This is a genomic window from Vibrio sp. VP6 (genome assembly GCF_028823755.1).
GTDB classification, from domain to species: domain Bacteria; phylum Pseudomonadota; class Gammaproteobacteria; order Enterobacterales; family Vibrionaceae; genus Vibrio; species Vibrio parahaemolyticus.
The window spans coordinates 72711-93038 of sequence record NZ_JAPEID010000017.1 but is presented as its reverse complement, the minus strand read 5'-3'; the positions used below and the strand labels follow the sequence as shown (position 1 = coordinate 93038).

The window sequence follows — 20328 nt, the reverse complement described above, 5'->3', positions numbered from 1 at the left end:
AAAATAATCCCGCATCAAATATTTATATTTGATGAACAATTTTCTTTTATTTCAAATTATTGGCTTAGTTAATTAATTCTAATGCTTGTTCTAGTACTTCGTCCCCTTTCATCATTCCATATGCTTGGGGAGATATCGCATCGATATTTTTTCCGTACTCTTGCGCTGTTTTTCTTAACTCTTCCAGTTGAAAGCGTACCTGAGGACCTAGTAAACAAACGTCATACTCTTTAATCGCCTCTTCAAATGCATTCACTGACATCGCATCAATCTTGCATTCAATTCCTTTAATTTCAGCAGCTTGCTCCATTTTTTTAACAAGCATACTGGTCGACATCCCTGCGCTACAGCATAAAAGGATCTTTTTCATAGCCTTACTCCCGTTGTGTAAATTTTAACCTGCAAAAACTGTAGCAAAAATAATCAGCACAAAAAAGCGCAACCGGTTGCGTTATTCGTGAACAGAATCTCACTTTAGAAAATAAGGTCTATTTTTTAATAATTATTTAGGTCTAGGATAAAAGTCAGAGAATTAAGGAAGATTACGAATTTACATTTACAACTATCAATATATTACTACTGACAACGTCATTATTAATTTCGAAAAGGAATCGAAAATGAAATTAAATAAACTGGCTATTGCAACGCTTGTAAGTGCCGCTCTATCTCAATATGCATTTGCCCAAACTGACACCAAAGGAACCATTTATCTGACGTTTGATGATGGCCCAATCAACGCCTCAATTGACGTCATTAATGTGCTAAATCAAGAAGAAGTAAAAGCGACGTTTTACTTTAATGCGTGGCACCTAGATGGTATTGGTGATGAAAACGAAGACAGAGCGTTAGAGGCACTAAAACTGGCGTTGGATAGCGGCCACATAGTCGCAAACCACAGTTATGACCATATGGTTCACAACTGTGTTGAAGAATTTGGCCCAAACAGTGCGGCAGAATGTAATGCAACGGGTGATCACCAGATCAACTCTTATCAAGATCCTGCCTACGATGCCTCGATGTTTGCAGAAAACTTGTCAGTACTAGAAAAATATTTGCCGAACATTACGAGCTACCCAAACTATAAAGCGAATGAGTTTGCTCGTTTGCCGTATACCAATGGTTGGCGCGTTACGAAAGACTTCAAAGCGGACGGCTTATGTGCCACGTCCGATGATCTTAAACCTTGGGAGCCTGGCTATGCATGTGATACGGCAAATCCATCCAACAGTGTAAAAGCAGCCATCGCGGTTCAAAATATCCTAGCGAATAATGGCTATCAAACTCACGGTTGGGATGTGGATTGGGCCCCTGAAAACTGGGGCATTGCGATGCCAGCAAACAGCCTTACAGAAGCTGAACCATTCCTTGGGTATGTCGATTCCGCGCTAAATACTTGTGCGCCTACGACAATTAACCCTATCAACTCCAAAGCACAAGAGTTCCCATGTGGTACACCTTTGCATGCCGATAAAGTTATTGTGCTAACTCACGAGTTCCTGTTTGAAGACGGTAAACGTGGCATGGGTGCAACTCAAAACCTACCGAAGCTCGCGAAGTTTATCCAGCTAGCCAAACAGGCTGGTTATGTCTTCGATACCATGGATAACTACACACCGAACTGGCAAGTTGGTAACAACTACAGCGCCGGCGACTACGTTCTACACCTCGGTACAGTATATCAAGCAGTAACAAGCCATACAGCGCAACAAGATTGGGCTCCATCACCAACATCTAGCTTGTGGACGAATGCGGATCCAGCTACTAATTGGACTCAGAATGTTTCATACAAACAAGGCGATGTGGTGACTTATCAAGGTTTGCGTTACCTAGTTAATGTACCGCACGTATCTCAAGCAGACTGGAGTCCGAGCTCACAGAACACCTTGTTCACAGCTCTATAAGCTGTTCCCTACTATCATCATGTAGTAGTTTGCGCGAGGCATACCCTCGCGCTTTTTTCTTTTGAAACGCGGCAAATCGGTCTTCAACGCGAATCTCCAAACACACGTACCGCTTTTTTCTTTTGAAACGCGGCAAATCGGTCTTCAACGCGAATCTCCAAACACACGTAAATCTAAACGCATCTCCCCCAAACGACGAAAGGCCGCTACAAAAGCGACCTTTCTATGTATGGTACTGATAAGTGAGGGGAGTGGACTTACATCCAACTGTGCAGACACTCCTGACGCCACGCTGGATTTGAATTTACAAATGCCAGATACAACAAAGCCCCGACTTTCGTCGAGGCTCTGCCTTAGAATATGGTACCGGTGGGCGGACTGATTGGACAGGCATTCCTGCCGCCACCGCGAAGGCAACGTTAACTTTCTTTTGATATTTTCAAGCACCTAAAACGACGAAAGGCCGCTATAAAAGCGACCTTTCTATGTATGGTACTGATAAGTGAGGTGACAAGGCTTGCATCCAACTGGGCAGACACTCCTAACGCCACGCTGGATTTGAATTTACAAACGCCAGAAACAACAAAGCCCCGACTTACGTCGAGGCTCTGTCTTGGAATATGGTACCGGTGGGCGGACTTGAACCGCCACGCCCGAAGGCAACGGATTTTGAATCCGTCGTGTATACCAATTTCACCACACCGGCATCTCTGGGCTATTGCCCTTTGATGGTTGGCATTATACGGAAGCTTTTGACCTGCGCAAGCAGAAAAACCTTAAATAACTATCGTTTGCTGATAATTTCGCCACAAAGTGTGATAAAACTAAGCTCGGAGGAGAAAATCAAATTCATCTTCACAAAAAACCGCGCAAAAACTCTCTCATTCAGAAAAGATTTACTGTCGATTCACTGTAATATCAGAAACGTAGCCGTTGCCAATGTTAGCTAGCGAACCATGTATCATTAATGCTGCACCTTCTGCGCTCATAAAGCTACTCGTATCCAAGCTCTTACCACTGGTTTCCCAAAACTCAGTCGCCATTCCTCCCGGATACACGGCAATAATCTTCATTGTCTTACCCTTCAACTCCAGACGAACCGATTCAATCAATCCTTTGACTGCCCATTTCACAGCGCAGTATGTGGATTCTTGAGCTTTGGGCTGCTGAGCCGCAGTAGACATGATCATCACTACATTAACAGGCTGATCCTTGTATCGCTTAACCAACTCCCGCAGCACGTTAATCGCTGAGCTGAGATTGTTCTCTATTAAGGTTTGAATCTGCTCTGGATCTTGCTCTTCTAACAACCCAAAGTACCCACTGCCTGCACTGTGAACCACCGTGCTCGGAATAGAATCTAACTGTTCAAACAATTGTTCCACTTCTTGATGGGATGCGAGATCACAAGCTCGATAGCCAACATTGTTCGATAAGAGGTTTGTGACTGTAGAGAGCTTACTCTCACTTCGGCCAGTCAGATAAGTGGCTTTCCCTTCCGCATCATAAAGCTTGGCCAACTCCGCCCCTAAGCCGCTACTTGCCCCTGTGATTACAATCATTTTCTACCTCGTTCGTAAAAGTGCTTTCTAATGTGTGGACCAATTAAGGTAACGGAATATAGGCTGATTCACATCTTACGAACGCCATTCTTTGAAGCAGCATGACTTTCTGATTTTAACGCTCGTTAACTTCTAAATATGCCCAATAGTTTTCAAAACTATCCAATGGTTCGGATACCTGTACCTTGATCACGAAGCCCATCAAGCACAAAGAGAAACCGGAAATTTCACCTATGCTTAAACAAAGAATAACGTTTTGAATTTCCTATCGACTTTCTCACTAAAGATAAGAGGCACATGAGAATGACCGGCTCCAAATGGCAGTGGCTGCTTAAACAAATGACACGCAAACTGTGGGTTCGTACATCACTTTTCGCCTTACTTGCTGTTGTAACCGCCCTGATCTCTATTGTTTTAAATAAATTCATTACCCTGCCTCCCACCATCAATGTCAGTAATGAGCTGCTGAATAACATATTGAATATTCTCGCGACGTCGATGCTGGCGGTGACGACGTTTTCACTCAACATTATGGTTTCAGCGTACAGCGCGGCCAGTGCAGGGGTCACTCCTAGAGCTACTAAGCTATTGATGGAAGACAGCACAACGCAAAATGCTCTGGCGACTTTTCTTGGCTCATTCTTGTTTAGTTTGGTAGGTATCATCGCACTTGGTATTGGCGCCTATCACGAGCAGGCACAGATCTATTTGTTCATCGTAACCATGGTGGTGATCATTATGATCATCCTGACTCTACTTCGCTGGATTCAGCACCTATCTGTACTTGGTAGAGTCTCGGAAACCACCTCAAATGTGGAACAAGCGCTATTAAGTGCGATTCGAAAACGAGGCTGTGAGCCTTGGCTGGGTGCATTTCCTTGGAGTCATCCAGAGCACAAACCGAGAGGAAGCAAACCGATTGTCAGCAAAGAAATTGGTTACTTACAACATATTGATATGCACCACCTAGATAGTGTTGCTAAAGCCTCTCAATCCACTATCTATATTGAGAGGCAGCCAGGGAGTTTTGTTTATCTTGGTCAACCATTGGCTTGGGTCTGTGGCGAATTAACAGAAGAAAGTGAGGTAACGGCAGCGTTCACGATCCGAACTGAGCGATCCTATGACCAAGATCCTCGCTTTGGCTTAGTTGTACTTGCAGAAATAGCCTCTAGGGCCCTCTCTCCTGCCGTTAATGATAATGGTACTGCGATTGATGTTCTGGGACGTTCGATTCGGGCGCTTTCACTTTGGGGAGAACTTATTAGCCAACAGCCGACCAAAACTAGCTTCCCAAGATTGTTTGTGCCCTCGTTAAAATGCCAAGATTTATTCGATGATGTCTTTTTGCCGATAGCGCATGATGGGGCAGCTCAACTGCAAGTTCAGGTTCGCCTGCAAAAGGCATTACTAGCCTTGTCTAGTATGCATCCCAAGCTGTTTAGCGCTTCAGCAACCAAGCTTTCAGAGAAAGCTTTAGAACTCGCGTTGACCCAACATTTCACTGAAGATGAAAAGCATCAACTTGCGCAACTTTCGAACCAGGTAACTGACCCAAAAACACGGCGTTGACGATCCATTCAATCAGCAGCGTTTTAAGCACACGCCTCAAACATGCGTATGCGCAGCCATCATCCTTCGTGAAAAGTTTCTTAGATTTGGCCGTAATTGGAGAGTCTGTGCGTCAGCTCTCTTTTCACAGACTGGTGGAATCTATATCCTGACGCACAATTTTTAAGGTAAGTGATGGAATTATGACTACTTCTACAACTCTTCCACCAGCGGGATTTTTCCGTCGATTGGCCGCTTTGTTTTATGACACACTAATAGTCTTAGCCATTGAAATGATGGCTGCGGGTGTGGTAATTGCAGTGGTGTTTGCTTTGAATGCAGCAGGTTTGCTGAGCTACGGAGAATATGTGGATGCCGCAGATATGTTAGGGAAACATCCGGTGTTGAGTCCGATATTCACACTTTATCTGGCGGTAGTCTGGATTTACTTCTTCGTCTTTTTCTGGACGCGAGCAGGTCAAACCCTAGGCATGCGCGCTTGGAAACTGCAAATTCGAAACGCGAAAGACGGCGCTCCAATTACGGCAACCCAAGCATTAATCCGCCTTGCGACATCAGGCTTTGGTCTTGCGAACTTAACCGTGCCAATTGACCCGCAAAAACGTGGTTTCCACGATATCTGGGCAAAAACTGAAGTGGTGGTTTTGCCAAAAGCAAAATAAATCGCAGAGAAACAAAAAAGGAAGGCATAGCACCTTCCTTTTTCTTTGATTATAGCTTTCTTCTCAGCAACGCTACCGCAATCGCCAAAAAAGCTAAGCTCGGGGCTAAGGCACCAAATATCGGCGGTATGCCATACACTAGAGTCAATGGCCCGAAGAACTCGCTGGAGATATAGAAAGTGAAACCAGCCACAACGCCAGATAAAACTCTCGCCCCCATTGTTACACTTCGCAACGGACCAAAGACGAAAGACAACGCCATCAGCATCATTACGGCAATCGACAAAGGCTGCGTCAGCTTACGCCAAAATGCGAGTTCGTAACGTGAAGCATCTTGCTCTGATGCTTTCAAATACGTCACGTAATCATATAAGCCGCTCAGAGAGAGCTCTTCTGGTTTTACTGTCACCACGGCTAGCTTGTCAGGAGCCAACGACGTGTGCCATTCCATTTGATCCATCTCTTGTTTGGAAATCACGTTTTCGTCTTGCATGTTGGTGATTTGCACGTCACGCATCAACCAATTGTTATCTTGTTGGTAATCCACTTCTTCAGCGAAGATAACTTTTTCTAAGTTCTTGTCATCATCAAAGCGCCACATGTTCAACGCATACAACTTGTCATCTTCCACTTTACCGATAAAGATGAAGTCGTTAGCATCACGAGCCCAAACCCCAGCACGAACCGAAACGATGCTGCCGCCAGACAATGCAAAAGATCGCAAATCACGCGCCATTTTCTGAGCTTCTGGAGCACCCCATTGACCTAAAGTCATCACGATAAGCATCAATGGTACGGCCGTTTTTAGCACGGACAAACCGATATCCAGCTTGGAGAAACCCGCCGCTTGCATGACCACAAGCTCAGAGCTCGACGCCAGCATACCCAAACCAATCAGCGCACCCAGCAATGCTGCCATTGGGAAAAACATTTCAACGTCACGAGGCACACTCAACAAAACGAAATACAAAGCGTGCGTCAGGTCATACACACCACGCCCCACTTTTCGTAGCTGTTCCACGTATTTGATGATACCCGATAGGCCAACAAACGTTGCCAGAACCAAGGCTGTGGTAGAGATGATGGTTCTACCGATGTAAAGGTCTAAGATTTTGAACACAGCTTACGCGAGCCTCTTCTTACGGAATTTTTCTTTCATTCGTCGAGCAGGAACACTGTCCATCATATTGGCCATGATCGCGACAATCAGCAACATCGCATTAATAGGCCACATTCCAATCGCCGCCGGAATCGCACCATCTTCCAATGCCGATTTTGTCGCACTAATCGCAAGGAAGTATGCCAAGTAAATCAGAATCGCCGGGCCCATTTTGGCAAAGCGCCCTTGACGAGGGTTCACCGCAGACAAAGGAATCACAAGCATCGTGAGCAATGGAATACATACAAACAGAGAAATACGCCATTGCAGCTCCGCTTGCGCTTCAGGATCCGGATGGCCAATCAAATCCGCCGTTGGGTAAGCTTCCCAGTCACGACCTTTCTGTTTGACTTCACGCTGCCCGATCACCCCTTCATATTCATCAAATTTGGTGATCATATACTCCACGCGAGTTGGCACACCTTCATAGCGCGTACCTTCTTGCATCGTAATAACCTGACGGCCATCTGACAGTTCTTTTACTTCACCAGAAGAAGAGAACATCACGCTAGGTAGAACCGAATCTCGTGGACGCATTTGCGCGACAAAAACGTTGCTAAGCGTGCTGTCCTTAATATCGTCAATGAATACCACGGATGAACCGTCTGGCGTACCTTGGAACTGACCCTTTTTAAGTAAGTCGACGCTGTTTTCCGCCGCGACTTGTTCGTAAAGGTGCTCCACTCGGTCTTGAGACCAAGGTGATAACCAAAGTGCATTAAACGCAGCCACACCAGAGGTGATCAACGCCAAGTAAAGTGCAGCTTGCACTAGGAACTTGTTGCCGATCCCCGTCGCATTCATCACGACAATTTCGCTTTCTGCATAGAGACGACCAAAAGTGATCAATATGCCGATGTACAAACTCAATGGCAGCATCAATAAACCCATTGCTGGCATGTTCAAACCAACAATAGAGAAAATCAATCCAGCAGGAATATCCCCGTCAGAAGCATCAGCGAGAACACTGATGAACTTCTGGCTCACAAACACCAAAAAAAGTACGAAAAAAATCGCAAATTGACTCTTGAGTGTTTCGCGGATCAAATATCTAACAATAATCACGCTGAAATTACCTATACAAAACTTGTTTTTTTGGTCGAATCACTATAGTTTCCCGTTGAACCATTTATTTTTTTAAAAATTATAAACTAAATGTTAGTCGCTTAAATCAGCTCTAAATGTAAGCTCGGAGCTAAAATTCAACAAGTAAGCGATCATTATCTAACATTTAGAGCAATTTGTCTTCAGGATGTAGGAGTACGCATGGAGTTCAGTGTTAAAAGTGGCAGTCCAGAGAAACAACGTAGCGCATGTATCGTTGTTGGTGTGTTTGAACCACGTCGCCTTTCTCCAGTAGCCGAGCAACTTGATAAAATCAGTGACGGTTACATCAGTTCACTACTTCGCCGTGGTGATCTAGAGGGTAAACCTGGTCAGATGCTGCTACTGCATCAAGTACCAGGTGTTTTGTCAGAGCGCGTTTTACTTGTCGGTTGCGGTAAGGAACGTGAGCTTGGCGAGCGCCAGTACAAGGAAATCATTCAAAAGACGATCAGCACACTTAACGAAACAGGTTCAATGGAAGCGGTATGTTTCCTAACAGAACTGCACGTTAAAGGTCGCGATACTTACTGGAAAGTTCGCCAGGCAGTAGAAGCGACGAAAGATGGTCTATACACATTCAACCAATTCAAGAGCGTTAAACCTGAAACTCGCCGCCCACTGCGTAAACTTGTTTTCAACGTACCAACGCGTCGTGAATTGAGCCTAGGTGAAAAAGCAATCACCCACGGTCTAGCCATTGCGTCTGGTGTAAAAGCATCGAAAGACCTTGGCAACATGCCACCAAACGTAGCCAACCCAGCTTATCTTGCCTCTCAAGCTCGTCGTCTAGCGGACGATTACGAAAGCGTAACCACCAAGATCATTGGTGAGCAAGAGATGGAAAAACTGGGCATGACATCTTACCTAGCGGTAGGTCGTGGTTCGAAGAACGAATCTATGATGTCTATCATCGAGTACAAGGGTAACCCTGACTCAGATGCAAAACCTATCGTGCTTGTGGGTAAAGGTCTAACCTTCGATTCAGGCGGTATCTCATTGAAACCGGGCGAAGGTATGGATGAGATGAAGTACGACATGTGTGGTGCGGCATCGGTATTCGGTACAATGAAAGCGCTAGCGAAGCTAAACCTACCAATCAATGTAATTGGTGTTCTAGCAGGCTGTGAAAACATGCCAGGCAGCAACGCTTACCGTCCAGGTGACATCCTGACCACAATGTCAGGTCAAACTGTTGAAGTACTAAATACTGACGCAGAGGGCCGTTTGGTTCTGTGTGATGCACTGACTTACGTAGAGCGTTTCGAACCAGACTGTGTTGTTGACGTAGCAACGCTAACAGGCGCTTGTGTTATCGCACTTGGTCACCACATCAGCGGCGTTCTATCGAACCACAACCCACTGGCGCACGAACTTGTAAACGCTTCTGAGCAATCAAGTGACCGCGCGTGGCGTCTACCAATGGCGGACGAATACCACGAACAGTTGAAGAGTCCATTTGCTGATATGGCAAACATTGGTGGTCGCCCTGGTGGCACTATCACTGCGGGTTGTTTCCTGTCTAAGTTTGCGAAAAAGTACAACTGGGCACACATTGATATCGCAGGAACTGCGTGGAAGTCAGGCGCAGCGAAAGGCTCAACGGGCCGCCCTGTCTCAATGCTTGTCCAATTCCTTTTGAACCGCAGCGGCCAAGAGACAGAAGAGTAATTTCTGAACTAAATCGAAAAGGGCCGCAAGGCCCTTTTTTATTACCCCGATTTTCTTCATTGAAAATGGGCTTTAAGATGGTCTTAGGATGAGACCAAGGCAAGTGAGAGAATGATGCAAACTGCGACCTTCTACATCATTAACGAAGAGAGCCCGCAAGCAACGACGGCTGGCTTTGAAGAGTACATCGTTTTTTTGGCGCAGCATTTCGCACGCCAAGGCGCTAAAGTGTACCTAAACTGCCAAGATAAACCGCATGCCGAACAGCTTGCTGAAGCTTTCTGGCAAATTGATGCAGACCAGTTCATGGCACATAATCTCGTTGGCGAAGGACCGAAATACGCCACCAATATTGAAATCGGCCACGATGGCGTGAAACCATCTTGGAATCGTCAACTGGTAATTAATTTGGCGGAAAATGAGACAACCTTTGCGAACAAGTTTGCTCAAGTGGTAGACTTCGTGCCTTGCGAAGAAAAAGCTAAACAGCTCGCAAGGGAAAGATATAAAATTTACCGACAAGCAGGCTACCAGCTGCAAACGATCGAAATTCAATATCCTTAGCGGTCAATCCTTATAGTTAAGCTCTCTCTTTAGAGAGTTCACTTATAGAGATTGACTAAGATTCAACCATCAACGTATCCATTTAAAGAGCGCTATGGAAAAGACATACAACCCAACTTCAATCGAACAAGCTCTGTATCAGACTTGGGAAGAGAAAGGCTACTTTAAGCCACACGGTGACACTACTAAAGAATCATACAGCATCATGATCCCGCCACCGAACGTCACTGGTAGCCTACATATGGGCCACGCGTTCCAAGATACGATCATGGATACGCTTATCCGTTGTGAACGTATGAAGGGTAAAAACACCCTTTGGCAAGTAGGTACTGACCACGCAGGTATCGCTACTCAGATGGTTGTTGAGCGTAAGATCGCAGCAGAAGAAGGCAAAACTAAGCACGATTACGGTCGTGATGCTTTCATCGACAAAATCTGGGAATGGAAAGGCGAATCAGGCGGCACAATCACTAAGCAGCTTCGTCGTCTTGGCGCATCGGTAGACTGGGATCGTGAACGCTTCACGATGGACGATGGTCTGTCTAACGCCGTTCAAGAAGTTTTCGTTCGTCTATACGAAGATGACCTAATCTACCGCGGTAAGCGCCTAGTTAACTGGGATCCAAAGCTACACACCGCTATCTCAGATCTAGAAGTAGAGAACAAAGACACTAAAGGCCACATGTGGCACTTCCGCTACCCGCTAGCAGATGGCGTTAAAACAGCAGATGGCAAAGACTACATCGTTGTTGCGACCACTCGTCCAGAGACCATGCTAGGCGATACTGGTGTTGCAGTTAACCCAGAAGATCCACGTTACAAAGATCTTATCGGTAAAGAAATCATCCTTCCTATCGTTGACCGTCGCATCCCAATCGTGGGCGATGAGCACGCAGATATGGAAAAAGGTACTGGCTGTGTGAAAATCACACCTGCGCACGACTTCAACGACTACGAAGTTGGTAAGCGCCACCAGCTACCAATGATCAACATTCTGACGTTTGACGCAAACATCCGCGGTGCGGCTGAAGTATTCAACACAAACGGTGAGCCAAGCGACGCTTACTCAACAGAACTTCCTGCTAAGTACCACGGCATGGAACGTTTTGCTGCACGTAAAGCTATCGTTGCTGAGTTTGACGAGCTAGGTCTACTTGAAGAAGTGAAAGATCACGATCTACAAGTTCCTTACGGCGACCGTGGTGGCGTGGTTATCGAACCAATGCTAACTGACCAATGGTACGTACGTACTGCGCCTCTAGCGAAAACAGCAGTTGAAGCAGTAGAAAACGGCGACATCCAATTCGTACCTAAGCAATACGAAAACATGTACTTCTCTTGGATGCGTGACGTTCAAGACTGGTGTATCTCTCGTCAGCTATGGTGGGGCCACCGCATCCCAGCTTGGTACGACAACCAAGGCAATGTTTACGTAGGTCGCTCTGAAGAAGAAGTTCGCAAGAACAACAACCTAGAGTCAGTCATTGAACTACACCAAGACGAAGACGTACTGGATACCTGGTTCTCTTCTGCACTATGGACGTTCGGCACTCAAGGTTGGCCAGAGCAAACTGACGATCTGAAAGTATTCCACCCTTCAGACGTACTAGTAACTGGTTTCGACATCATCTTCTTCTGGGTTGCGCGCATGATCATGATGACCATGCACTTCGTGAAAGACGAAAACGGCAAGCCACAAGTACCATTTAAAACGGTTTACGTTACCGGCCTAATTCGTGACGAAAACGGCGACAAGATGTCTAAGTCGAAAGGTAACGTGCTTGACCCAATCGACATGATCGATGGTATCGACCTAGAGTCTCTAGTAGAGAAGCGCACTGGCAACATGATGCAACCTCAGCTAGCGAAGAAGATCGAGAAGAATACTCGTAAGACGTTTGAAAACGGTATCGAAGCATACGGTACAGACGCACTGCGTTTCACGCTTGCAGCAATGGCATCAACAGGTCGCGATATCAACTGGGATATGAAGCGCCTTGAAGGTTACCGTAACTTCTGTAACAAACTATGGAACGCAAGCCGTTACGTAATGATGAATACAGAAGAGCAAGATTGTGGCTTCAACGGTGGTGAGATTGAATACTCACTAGCGGACAAGTGGATCGAGTCTCAGTTTGAACTAGCAGCGAAAGCGTTCAACAACCATATCGACAACTTCCGTCTAGATATGGCATCTAACACGCTTTACGAATTCATCTGGAACCAATTCTGTGACTGGTACCTAGAGCTAACTAAACCCGTTCTATGGAAAGGTACAGAAGCGCAGCAACGTGGCACTCGCCGTACACTAATCACAGTTCTTGAGAAGACGCTACGTCTGGCTCACCCAGTGATCCCTTACATCACTGAAACTATCTGGCAAAGCATCAAGCCACTAGTAGACGGTGTTGAAGGCGAGACGATTATGCTTCAAGCACTGCCTCAATTCGACGAAGCAAACTTCAACCAAGAAGCGCTAGACGATATCGAATGGGTGAAAGCGTTCATTACCAGCATCCGTAACCTGCGTGCTGAATACGACATCAACCCAGGTAAGCCGCTTGACGTTATGTTGAAAGCAGCAAACGCAGAAGACGCAGCGCGTCTAGAAGCAAACAAACAAGTACTGATGTCTCTAGCGAAACTAGAATCTGTACGCGTGCTTGCTGCTGACGAAGAAACGCCAGCGTGTGCAACAGCATTGGTTGCTAAGTCTGAGCTGATGATCCCAATGGCGGGTCTGATCGACAAAGATGCAGAACTTGCTCGTCTTGATGGCGAAATCAAGAAGACTCACGGCGAAATCAAGCGTATTGAAGGCAAACTAGGTAACGAAGGCTTCGTTGCGAAAGCACCTGAAGCAGTTGTTGCTAAAGAGCGTGAGAAGCTTGAAGGCTACAAAGAAACACTAGCGAAGCTGGAAGAGCAAAAGAAAACCATCGCAGCTCTTTAATCGTTAGCGTTGGACTAGAAGCGAAACGCTTCTGCTCTTAAAATCAGAAAGGTTGGTCATCATGGCCAACCTTTTTTGTATCAGTCCATTCAGTAAAAACCTCCTATCGATAGTTTTTACCTATCAAATTAATATCCACCACCCATTGGCATTAATGAGAAGCATTATCGATAATGTATTCATCGAAACAAACACGATTGAGTAATTATCATGAAAAAGACACTAACATTCGCAACGCTGCATTTTACTATCGCATTTAGTGTCGCTTACGTGCTTACTGGCGACATTCTAATTGGTAGTTTAATTGCCATGATTGAGCCATCAGTAAACACCGTCGCTTTTTACTTTCATGAAAAAGCTTGGGCAAGTGTTCCCGCTTTAAAAGCTCGTCAATTCATGACCAAGCTAAAAACCGCGAGTTTCGCAACGGTACACTTTAGCGTAGCGTTTACGGTGGTTTACTTGTTAACGGGTGATGCATTTATCGGTGGCGTTATGGCAATGCTAGAGCCATCATTAAATACCGTAGCCTACTACTTCCACGAAAAAGTTTGGTTGCGGAAATCGTCTGATCAGAGTTCAGCGCCGCATTTTTGCTTCCACAAACACGCGTAAGAGCGGGTCGAAACCAAAGCAACAGCGAGCTCAAACCGATTTATCATTGACAATGTTGCGCACCGCAATTAAATTAATTGCGGTGCGCAACTTATTATAGGTAACTTAAGATGAATCCTCGTCAGCTCAGACATTACTCCCGACAGACCGTCCGCTTGTTAGGTATGCTTGATAAACAATGTGGCGAGGTTACCCTCACCCCAGTACAAGCTCATGCCTTGGGCGAGATCCAATTACAGCCACTGACTATCAATCAACTGGCGCAGCAGCTTAACGTAGATAAATCCAATGCCAGCCGCACCGTAACTGCTCTCATCAAGCAGAGCCTGGTTGAGAGCATCGAAAATCCAAAAGACAAGCGCAGCCAGTTCATAGCTTTGACCGAGCAAGGCCAACACGCGCTATCTCAACTCGACCAACAACAAAATACTTTCTTCGAATCATTGCTATCCCATCTGGACGAAAACGAACAGCACCAGCTCAAACAAGGGCTTGAAGTGTATCTAAAAGGCTTAACCAAAGTATGCCAAGCAAACCAATTTGTTCTTCGCCCACTCAGCAAGGCCGATAACCCACAAGTCGCCGACGTGATTCGTCAGGTTTCCGCGGAATATGGTCTAACCGCAGACAAAGGATACGGCGTCGCAGACCCAACACTTGATGACATGTATTCTGTGTATAACCAACAAGGTGCCGCTTATTGGGTGATTGTGCACAATGGCGTCATCGTCGGTGGTGGTGGTTTTGCTCCACTAGCAGGCGAACCTAACGTGTGCGAACTACAGAAAATGTACTTTTTACCCCAAACTCGTGGACACGGCTTGGCAAAACGTATCGTCGCGCTGAGTTTGCAACTGGCGAAGCAACTTGGCTATCAAAAGTGTTATTTGGAAACGACAGAGTGCTTAAAAGAAGCGATAGGTTTGTATGAGAAGTTAGGCTTTGAGCAGTTACATGCCCCGCTTGGACAAACAGGGCATGATGCATGTGAAGTAGTGATGCTTAAAACACTGTAATAAAGAGCATTACTAAGAGTTAAAGCACAACATGGGTAACGCAAAGTTCTTGGCTAAGCGCAACAGAAAATGCTTGGCGCTGCCCATCTAACTCCACCGCAAGTTGGTAGAGATCTTTCGGATCGGGGTCATTCAAATCAGCGTATTTAGGCGCTTCGATCTGAAATAACGCACTGGCATGATCGGCGCGCACATCAATTGGAATATGGTAAGTCATACCATCAAACTTCACTGATGCCGAGACCAAACCCGGCACAAAAGTCTGATAGTAAAGATCCACTTTAAACTCACAACCACCACCGTGGTGCCAGATTTGTTCGGTCGCGACACGATCTAAACGTACGTTGCGAATAAACTGCAGGTAAGGCACTTGCCACACGCCTAAGCGATCATCGCTTTTTCTATATTCATGATCGGACAGCGAACACAGCTCGGGTTTATCTTCATCAAACAGAAGATCTTCGTCTTCCTCTAAGAACAAGATTTCAAAGCGGTTGCGCCCCATTTGCATGTAAGGGCGAATGTCTTTCTTGTAGACATTCTGAGAGCCATCGCAGTCAAACAATGCAACGCCATTCAAACGCACCTCAGCGTGGTAGTCCACCCCACCCAGCACAATTTCAACCGCCGGGAACGCCATCATGGATTCATCCACCTCAATGTCGTGCATCAAGTGCCATTCTTGTTGGCGAATGGCCACTTCCGTCAATTCAGCGGGCAGCACCTGACTCAGAGGAGCAGGGAAAGTGATGTCATCCTGTGGGATAGAAAGGTCCGTCAGTGGAGAGACTTGCCATAATCCGGCGAGTGAGAGTTGCATATTTACCTTGAGCTAGATCAATTTCACGCATTATAGGGAGAAATCCCCCATAAACTCAACGTGAATTGTTTATCGTTACCCAGCGTTGTCATTTTCTAGGCATAAAAAAACCAGCGATAAACGCTGGTTTTTCGAAAACATTAAATTACTCGTCTTCATCATCTTCGTCAGAGTAAAGCGCATCTTCGCCTTCGTAGTACGTACCCCAGCCATCGTAGATGATGTCGTATTTTTCAGCTAGGTGAACCAGCTTTTCAACTTGTGCGTCAATCGCCTCTGCATTTAGAGCCGATTCCATTGTCGCGTCACAACACAGCAGTTTGTTGCCGTCTTCGTCTTCTGTTTCTTCTGCTTCTAGAACTTCGAAGCCCATTTTGAACGCTTCAACAACCGCTTTTTCTAGCGTATCGAAATCTTCAGCAAAAAGGTGGTGCTCAATTTCGTATAGCGAATCTGGATCGCTGCCATCTTCTAGCAATGCTGCAATGATATCGCGAGTCTCTTCCTTTTGAATCTCAATTAATTCTTCTACTGATAGATATTCATCTTCGTGAGACATGTTTTTGGCTCCAGATTAGTTACTTGATGGAAACACTATACCCGATACTGAGTATGCTGAACCGGTGAAATATGGCATGGATTGCGATGAAAAGCCACAAACAAACGCCAAACCGCGATGATTCTTCCTGCCCAAATATTAAAACCCATCACAAAGAAACAAAAAGTTAACAAAAAACGGTATTTTTTAATATTCAGAAGATCCTAATTGAGCTCATTGTAGGATATTTGATGGTTTGTTGAGTGATTATGACGCCTGAGTGAATACAGCCACGCTACCAATTTGGAAGGATAACGAATAAAGAAAACTGAAAAACTGCATATTTTAGAATAGAAATGCACATTTTATGCACTAAGCATGTAATCTTTCCTGCAAAATACAAAAAGAATAAAAACGCATTCATTTAAAAACCAACAAAATGGAATTAAAAACCAAAAATTAAATACAAAAATGCCAACCAAAATAAAAACCACTAAAAATACAACCGATCACAACATTTAAACGAAGTTAACGAATTTGCATCTTTGCCGTAAGATTGTCATAACTAATGGCTGGAAAATTTGTAAGGATGCAAAATGAGTAAGCTGTACGTTGGATCAGAAGTTGGTCAACTTAGACGAGTACTTTTAAACCGCCCAGAGCGCGCCCTCACCCACCTCACGCCGTCAAACTGTCATGAGCTATTGTTTGATGACGTACTTGCTGTAGAAGCCGCGGGTGAAGAGCATGATGCTTTTGCTCGAACCTTAAGAGAGCAAGATGTTGAAGTACTTCTGCTCCACGATTTACTGGTGGAAACCCTAGCCGTTCCAGAGGCAAAACAGTGGCTGTTGAACACGCAGATTTCTGACTTCCGCTACGGGCCAACCTTCGCTCGCGATTTACGTCAATACCTTTTGGAAATGGACGACGAACACCTCGCGACTATTTTGCTTGGCGGCTTAGCCTATTCTGAGTTACCTATTCAATCTTCTTCGATGCTACCGAAGATGAAGCGCCCACTGGATTTCGTGATCGAGCCACTACCAAACCATTTATTTACCCGCGACACCTCATGTTGGGTATATGGCGGTGTATCACTCAACCCAATGATGATGCCTGCGCGCCAACGCGAAACAAACCATTTACGCGCTATCTATCGCTGGCACCCGATCTTTGCAGGCCAAGACTTCATTAAATATTTTGGTGATGATGATCTGCATTACGACAACGCAAACGTTGAAGGCGGTGACGTACTGGTGATCGGTAAAGGCGCGGTATTGATTGGCATGTCTGAGCGCACCACGCCACAAGGGGTAGAAAACTTAGCGGCAAGCCTGTTTAAAGCAGGACAAGCTAGCGAAGTGATCGCCATTGACCTGCCTAAGCACCGCTCTTGTATGCACTTAGATACGGTCATGACACATATGGATGTGGATACTTTCTCAGTCTACCCAGAAATCATGCGCAAGGATCTGGATACATGGCGTCTGACCCCGAAAGGCACAGACGGTGAAATGCATGTCGAAGCGTCACACAACTACCTACACGCGATTGAATCCGCTCTTGGTCTTGATCAGCTTAAAATCATCACCACAGGCGGTGACAGCTACGAAGCAGAGCGCGAGCAATGGAATGACGCGAACAACGTGCTGACTGTAAAACCAGGCGTTGTGATTGGTTACGAGCGCAACGTCTACACCAACGAGAAGTACGACAAAGCTGGCATCCAAGTGTTGACCGTTCCTGGTAACGAATTGGGCCGTGGTCGTGGTGGTGCTCGCTGTATGAGCTGTCCAATAGAACGAGACGATATATAGCTGATTCACCTTTTACATTAAGTGAATAAAAACTAAGGTTGATGTGAATGCATCAACCTTTTTTAGTTTTACTTTAAAATAATTATTCACAAATAAAGCATTTATATGTTTTAATGCAATGACTCAATTCAATCACACGTACTAAGGGACGAGCTATGGCTTTCAATTTACGTAACCGCAACTTTTTGAAGCTATTGGATTTCTCAACCAAAGAAATCCAGTTCTTGCTCGAACTGTCTGCAGAGCTAAAAAAAGCAAAATATGCAGGAACAGAGCAGAAGACACTTCAAGGTAAAAACATTGCACTCATCTTTGAGAAATCTTCTACTCGAACCCGATGTGCGTTTGAAGTCGCCGCCTTTGATCAAGGCGCACAAGTCACCTATATCGGTCCTTCAGGATCTCAAATCGGCCATAAAGAATCGATGAAAGATACCGCACGCGTCTTAGGTCGCATGTATGACGGCATCGAATACCGCGGCTTTGGTCAATCCATTGTGGAAGAGCTTGGCGCTCATGCGGGCGTGCCGGTTTGGAACGGATTAACTGACGAGTTCCACCCAACGCAAATCCTCGCAGATTTCCTTACCATGCAAGAACATGGTCGTGGCAAACAGCTCCACGAAATGACCTTTGCATACCTTGGCGACGCTCGTAACAACATGGGTAACTCATTGATGGTTGGCGCAGCGAAAATGGGCATGGACATTCGCCTAGTGGCACCAAAAGCGTTCTGGCCAGAAGAACATCTTGTCGCGACTTGCCAAGACATTGCCAAACAAACCGGCGCGAAAATCACCTTGACGGAAAACGTCGAAGAAGGCGTGAAAGACTGTGATTTCCTCTACACTGATGTTTGGGTTTCAATGGGTGAAGCAGCAGAAGCATGGGATGAACGTGTCGCGCTTATGACGCCTTATCAAATCAATATGGATGTCATCAAGCAGACGGGTAATCCGCACGTGAAGTTTATGCATTGTCTACCTGCGTTCCATAATGATGAAACCACTGTCGGTAAAGAAATCGCAGAGAAATACGGCATGAAAGGCCTAGAAGTCACCGAAGATGTGTTTGAGTCAGAGTACTCTATCGTCTTTGATGAAGCAGAAAACCGCATGCACACAATCAAAGCCATTATGGTTGCAACGCTAGGAAGTTAGTGTTTTTTTGGAAAGCAAAAAGCATGATGTAATCGCTTGCGCTCGCAAAAGTTAGGCGTATAATGCTCGGCAATTTGTCTGAGGATTAAGAAATGACCAAGCTGATTGCTGACGTAAAAACGCGATTTGCTCTAACTAAGCGACTACGCTTACGTGGTGTTATTTTCGTTAATTCTATCGATTTTTAAACCTCCCCATTTGGGGAGGTTTTTTTATGTCCAAAATTCCTCAGCGGTCAATTTTGGAGATAGTCATCACTGTTATAGGGAAGAATATCATGGCGAACTCGCTTTACCAGAAGCACATCATCTCTATTCCAGAGCTTTCTCGTGAAGAGCTGGAACTTATCGTCGAAACTGCAGGTAATCTGAAAAAGAAACCTCGACCAGAACTGATTAAAAACAAAGTCGTTGCGAGCTGTTTCTTTGAGCCATCAACGCGTACTCGCTTGTCGTTTGAGACCGCGATTCAACGCATTGGTGGTGATGTCATTGGTTTTGATAACGATGGTAATACGTCTCTGGCGAAGAAAGGGGAAACGCTTTCTGATTCTGTACAAGTTATCTCTTCATACGTCGATGCATTTGTGATGCGCCACCCTCAAGAAGGTGCAGCGCGCCTTGCTTCCGAGTTTTCGAATGGCGTTCCAGTGATTAACGCGGGCGACGGTGCTAACCAACACCCAACACAAACTCTGCTTGACCTCTACACCATCGCGGAAACGCAAGGTCGCTTAGACAACCTAAACGTAGCATTTGTCGGCGATTTAAAATACGGCCGCACCGTTCACTCACTAACTCAAGCACTGGCGAAGTTCAATAACATCCGCTTCTACTTTGTCGCTCCAGACGCATTGGCGATGCCAGAGTACATCTGCGAAGAACTCGATGAAGCTGGCATTGAATACAGCCTACACACAGAGATGGAAGCGGTAATTCCTGAGCTCGATATTCTTTACATGACTCGCGTTCAAAAAGAGCGTTTCGACGAGTCTGAATATGCGCACATCAAATCGGCTTACATTCTGACGGCGGCTCTATTGGAAGGCGCGCGTGAAAATCTAAAAGTACTGCACCCGCTACCTCGGGTTGATGAAATCACGACAGACGTAGATAAAACCCCACACGCGTACTACTTCCAGCAGGCACAAAATGGCGTGTACGCTCGCCAAGCGCTGTTGGCTTTGGTTCTAAACGAAACACTGTAATCGA

At 45.6% G+C, this 20328-nt stretch carries 18 protein-coding genes and 1 tRNA gene; 12 read left to right on the top strand and 7 right to left on the bottom strand.

Translation table 11 applies throughout. The features are described from left to right. Positions 1–64: 64 nt before the first annotated feature. Positions 65–370 carry a PTS sugar transporter subunit IIB gene (locus OU793_RS12850; protein WP_005478850.1) on the bottom strand — a complete coding sequence of 102 codons (306 nt, stop codon included), beginning with the start codon at positions 368–370 and terminating at the stop codon, positions 65–67. Positions 371–617: 247 nt separating this feature from the next. On the opposite strand from OU793_RS12850, the gene cod reads away from it, so the two are divergent. Next, positions 618–1901, top strand: coding sequence for a chitin oligosaccharide deacetylase (gene cod / locus OU793_RS12845; RefSeq protein ID WP_023624207.1), 1284 nt, complete (start codon positions 618–620; stop codon positions 1899–1901). Positions 1902–2522: 621 nt separating this feature from the next. On the opposite strand, the gene OU793_RS12840 is transcribed toward cod, so the two are convergent. Together OU793_RS12840 and OU793_RS12835 are read right to left on the bottom strand one after the other, a co-directional pair. After that, positions 2523–2607 (bottom strand) — tRNA-Leu (locus OU793_RS12840). Between the two features lie 190 nt (positions 2608–2797). Next, positions 2798–3463, bottom strand: a complete 666-nt coding sequence (locus OU793_RS12835) for an SDR family oxidoreductase (protein WP_140103002.1) — start codon at positions 3461–3463, stop codon at positions 2798–2800. 303 nt (positions 3464–3766) lie between these two features. Here OU793_RS12835 and OU793_RS12830 point away from each other — a divergent pair, with 303 nt between their 5' ends. Further along, positions 3767–5035 carry a DUF2254 domain-containing protein gene (locus OU793_RS12830; RefSeq protein ID WP_140103003.1) on the top strand — a complete coding sequence of 423 codons (1269 nt, stop codon included), beginning with the start codon at positions 3767–3769 and terminating at the stop codon, positions 5033–5035. 182 nt (positions 5036–5217) lie between these two features. Further along, positions 5218–5697, top strand: coding sequence for an RDD family protein (locus OU793_RS12825; RefSeq protein WP_015297306.1), 480 nt, complete (start codon positions 5218–5220; stop codon positions 5695–5697). 49 nt (positions 5698–5746) lie between these two features. Here OU793_RS12825 and lptG read toward each other — a convergent pair whose 3' ends face one another. Both lptG and lptF read right to left on the bottom strand, forming a co-directional pair. Continuing rightward, positions 5747–6817 (bottom strand): LPS export ABC transporter permease LptG, encoded by a 1071-nt coding sequence (gene lptG, locus OU793_RS12820; RefSeq protein WP_005461103.1) that lies wholly within the window; start codon positions 6815–6817, stop codon positions 5747–5749. A 3-nt stretch (positions 6818–6820) separates the two neighbouring features. Then, positions 6821–7921, bottom strand: a complete 1101-nt coding sequence (lptF, locus tag OU793_RS12815) for an LPS export ABC transporter permease LptF (RefSeq protein ID WP_005461105.1) — start codon at positions 7919–7921, stop codon at positions 6821–6823. A 201-nt stretch (positions 7922–8122) separates the two neighbouring features. Here lptF and pepA point away from each other — a divergent pair, with 201 nt between their 5' ends. From pepA to OU793_RS12790, 5 genes are all read left to right on the top strand, one after another. Further along, on the top strand, positions 8123–9631 hold the full coding sequence (gene pepA, locus OU793_RS12810; protein WP_005461107.1) for a leucyl aminopeptidase: 1509 nt from the start codon (positions 8123–8125) through the stop codon (positions 9629–9631). Positions 9632–9745: 114 nt separating this feature from the next. Beyond that, the gene (locus OU793_RS12805; protein WP_005497325.1) at positions 9746–10195 is read left to right on the top strand and encodes a DNA polymerase III subunit chi; all 450 of its coding nucleotides are present in this window, start codon (positions 9746–9748) and stop codon (positions 10193–10195) included. Between the two features lie 94 nt (positions 10196–10289). Next, positions 10290–13148: a valine--tRNA ligase gene (locus OU793_RS12800; protein WP_140103004.1), complete on the top strand. Its 2859-nt coding sequence runs from the start codon at positions 10290–10292 to the stop codon at positions 13146–13148. Positions 13149–13358: 210 nt separating this feature from the next. After that, positions 13359–13763: a DUF2061 domain-containing protein gene (locus OU793_RS12795; RefSeq protein ID WP_015297309.1), complete on the top strand. Its 405-nt coding sequence runs from the start codon at positions 13359–13361 to the stop codon at positions 13761–13763. A gap of 110 nt (positions 13764–13873) precedes the next feature. Further along, positions 13874–14779: a bifunctional helix-turn-helix transcriptional regulator/GNAT family N-acetyltransferase gene (locus OU793_RS12790; RefSeq protein WP_159404029.1), complete on the top strand. Its 906-nt coding sequence runs from the start codon at positions 13874–13876 to the stop codon at positions 14777–14779. Positions 14780–14798: 19 nt separating this feature from the next. Here OU793_RS12790 and OU793_RS12785 read toward each other — a convergent pair whose 3' ends face one another. After that, positions 14799–15599 (bottom strand): hypothetical protein, encoded by an 801-nt coding sequence (locus tag OU793_RS12785; protein ID WP_159404028.1) that lies wholly within the window; start codon positions 15597–15599, stop codon positions 14799–14801. A gap of 145 nt (positions 15600–15744) precedes the next feature. Next, entirely contained in the window at positions 15745–16158 is a 414-nt protein-coding gene (gene rraB / locus OU793_RS12780; protein ID WP_005455099.1) for a ribonuclease E inhibitor RraB, read from the bottom strand. Between the two features lie 575 nt (positions 16159–16733). Between rraB and arcA the strand changes: the two genes are divergently transcribed. From arcA to pyrB, 4 genes are all read left to right on the top strand, one after another. Then, positions 16734–17957, top strand: coding sequence for an arginine deiminase (gene arcA / locus OU793_RS12775; RefSeq protein ID WP_005455102.1), 1224 nt, complete (start codon positions 16734–16736; stop codon positions 17955–17957). A 155-nt stretch (positions 17958–18112) separates the two neighbouring features. Beyond that, positions 18113–19117 (top strand): ornithine carbamoyltransferase, encoded by a 1005-nt coding sequence (locus OU793_RS12770; RefSeq protein WP_140103006.1) that lies wholly within the window; start codon positions 18113–18115, stop codon positions 19115–19117. A 92-nt stretch (positions 19118–19209) separates the two neighbouring features. Then, entirely contained in the window at positions 19210–19305 is a 96-nt protein-coding gene (locus OU793_RS12765) for a hypothetical protein (protein WP_005497312.1), read from the top strand. Between the two features lie 89 nt (positions 19306–19394). Beyond that, the gene (gene pyrB, locus OU793_RS12760) at positions 19395–20324 is read left to right on the top strand and encodes an aspartate carbamoyltransferase (RefSeq protein ID WP_021450062.1); all 930 of its coding nucleotides are present in this window, start codon (positions 19395–19397) and stop codon (positions 20322–20324) included. The last annotated feature ends 4 nt before the right edge of the window (positions 20325–20328 follow it).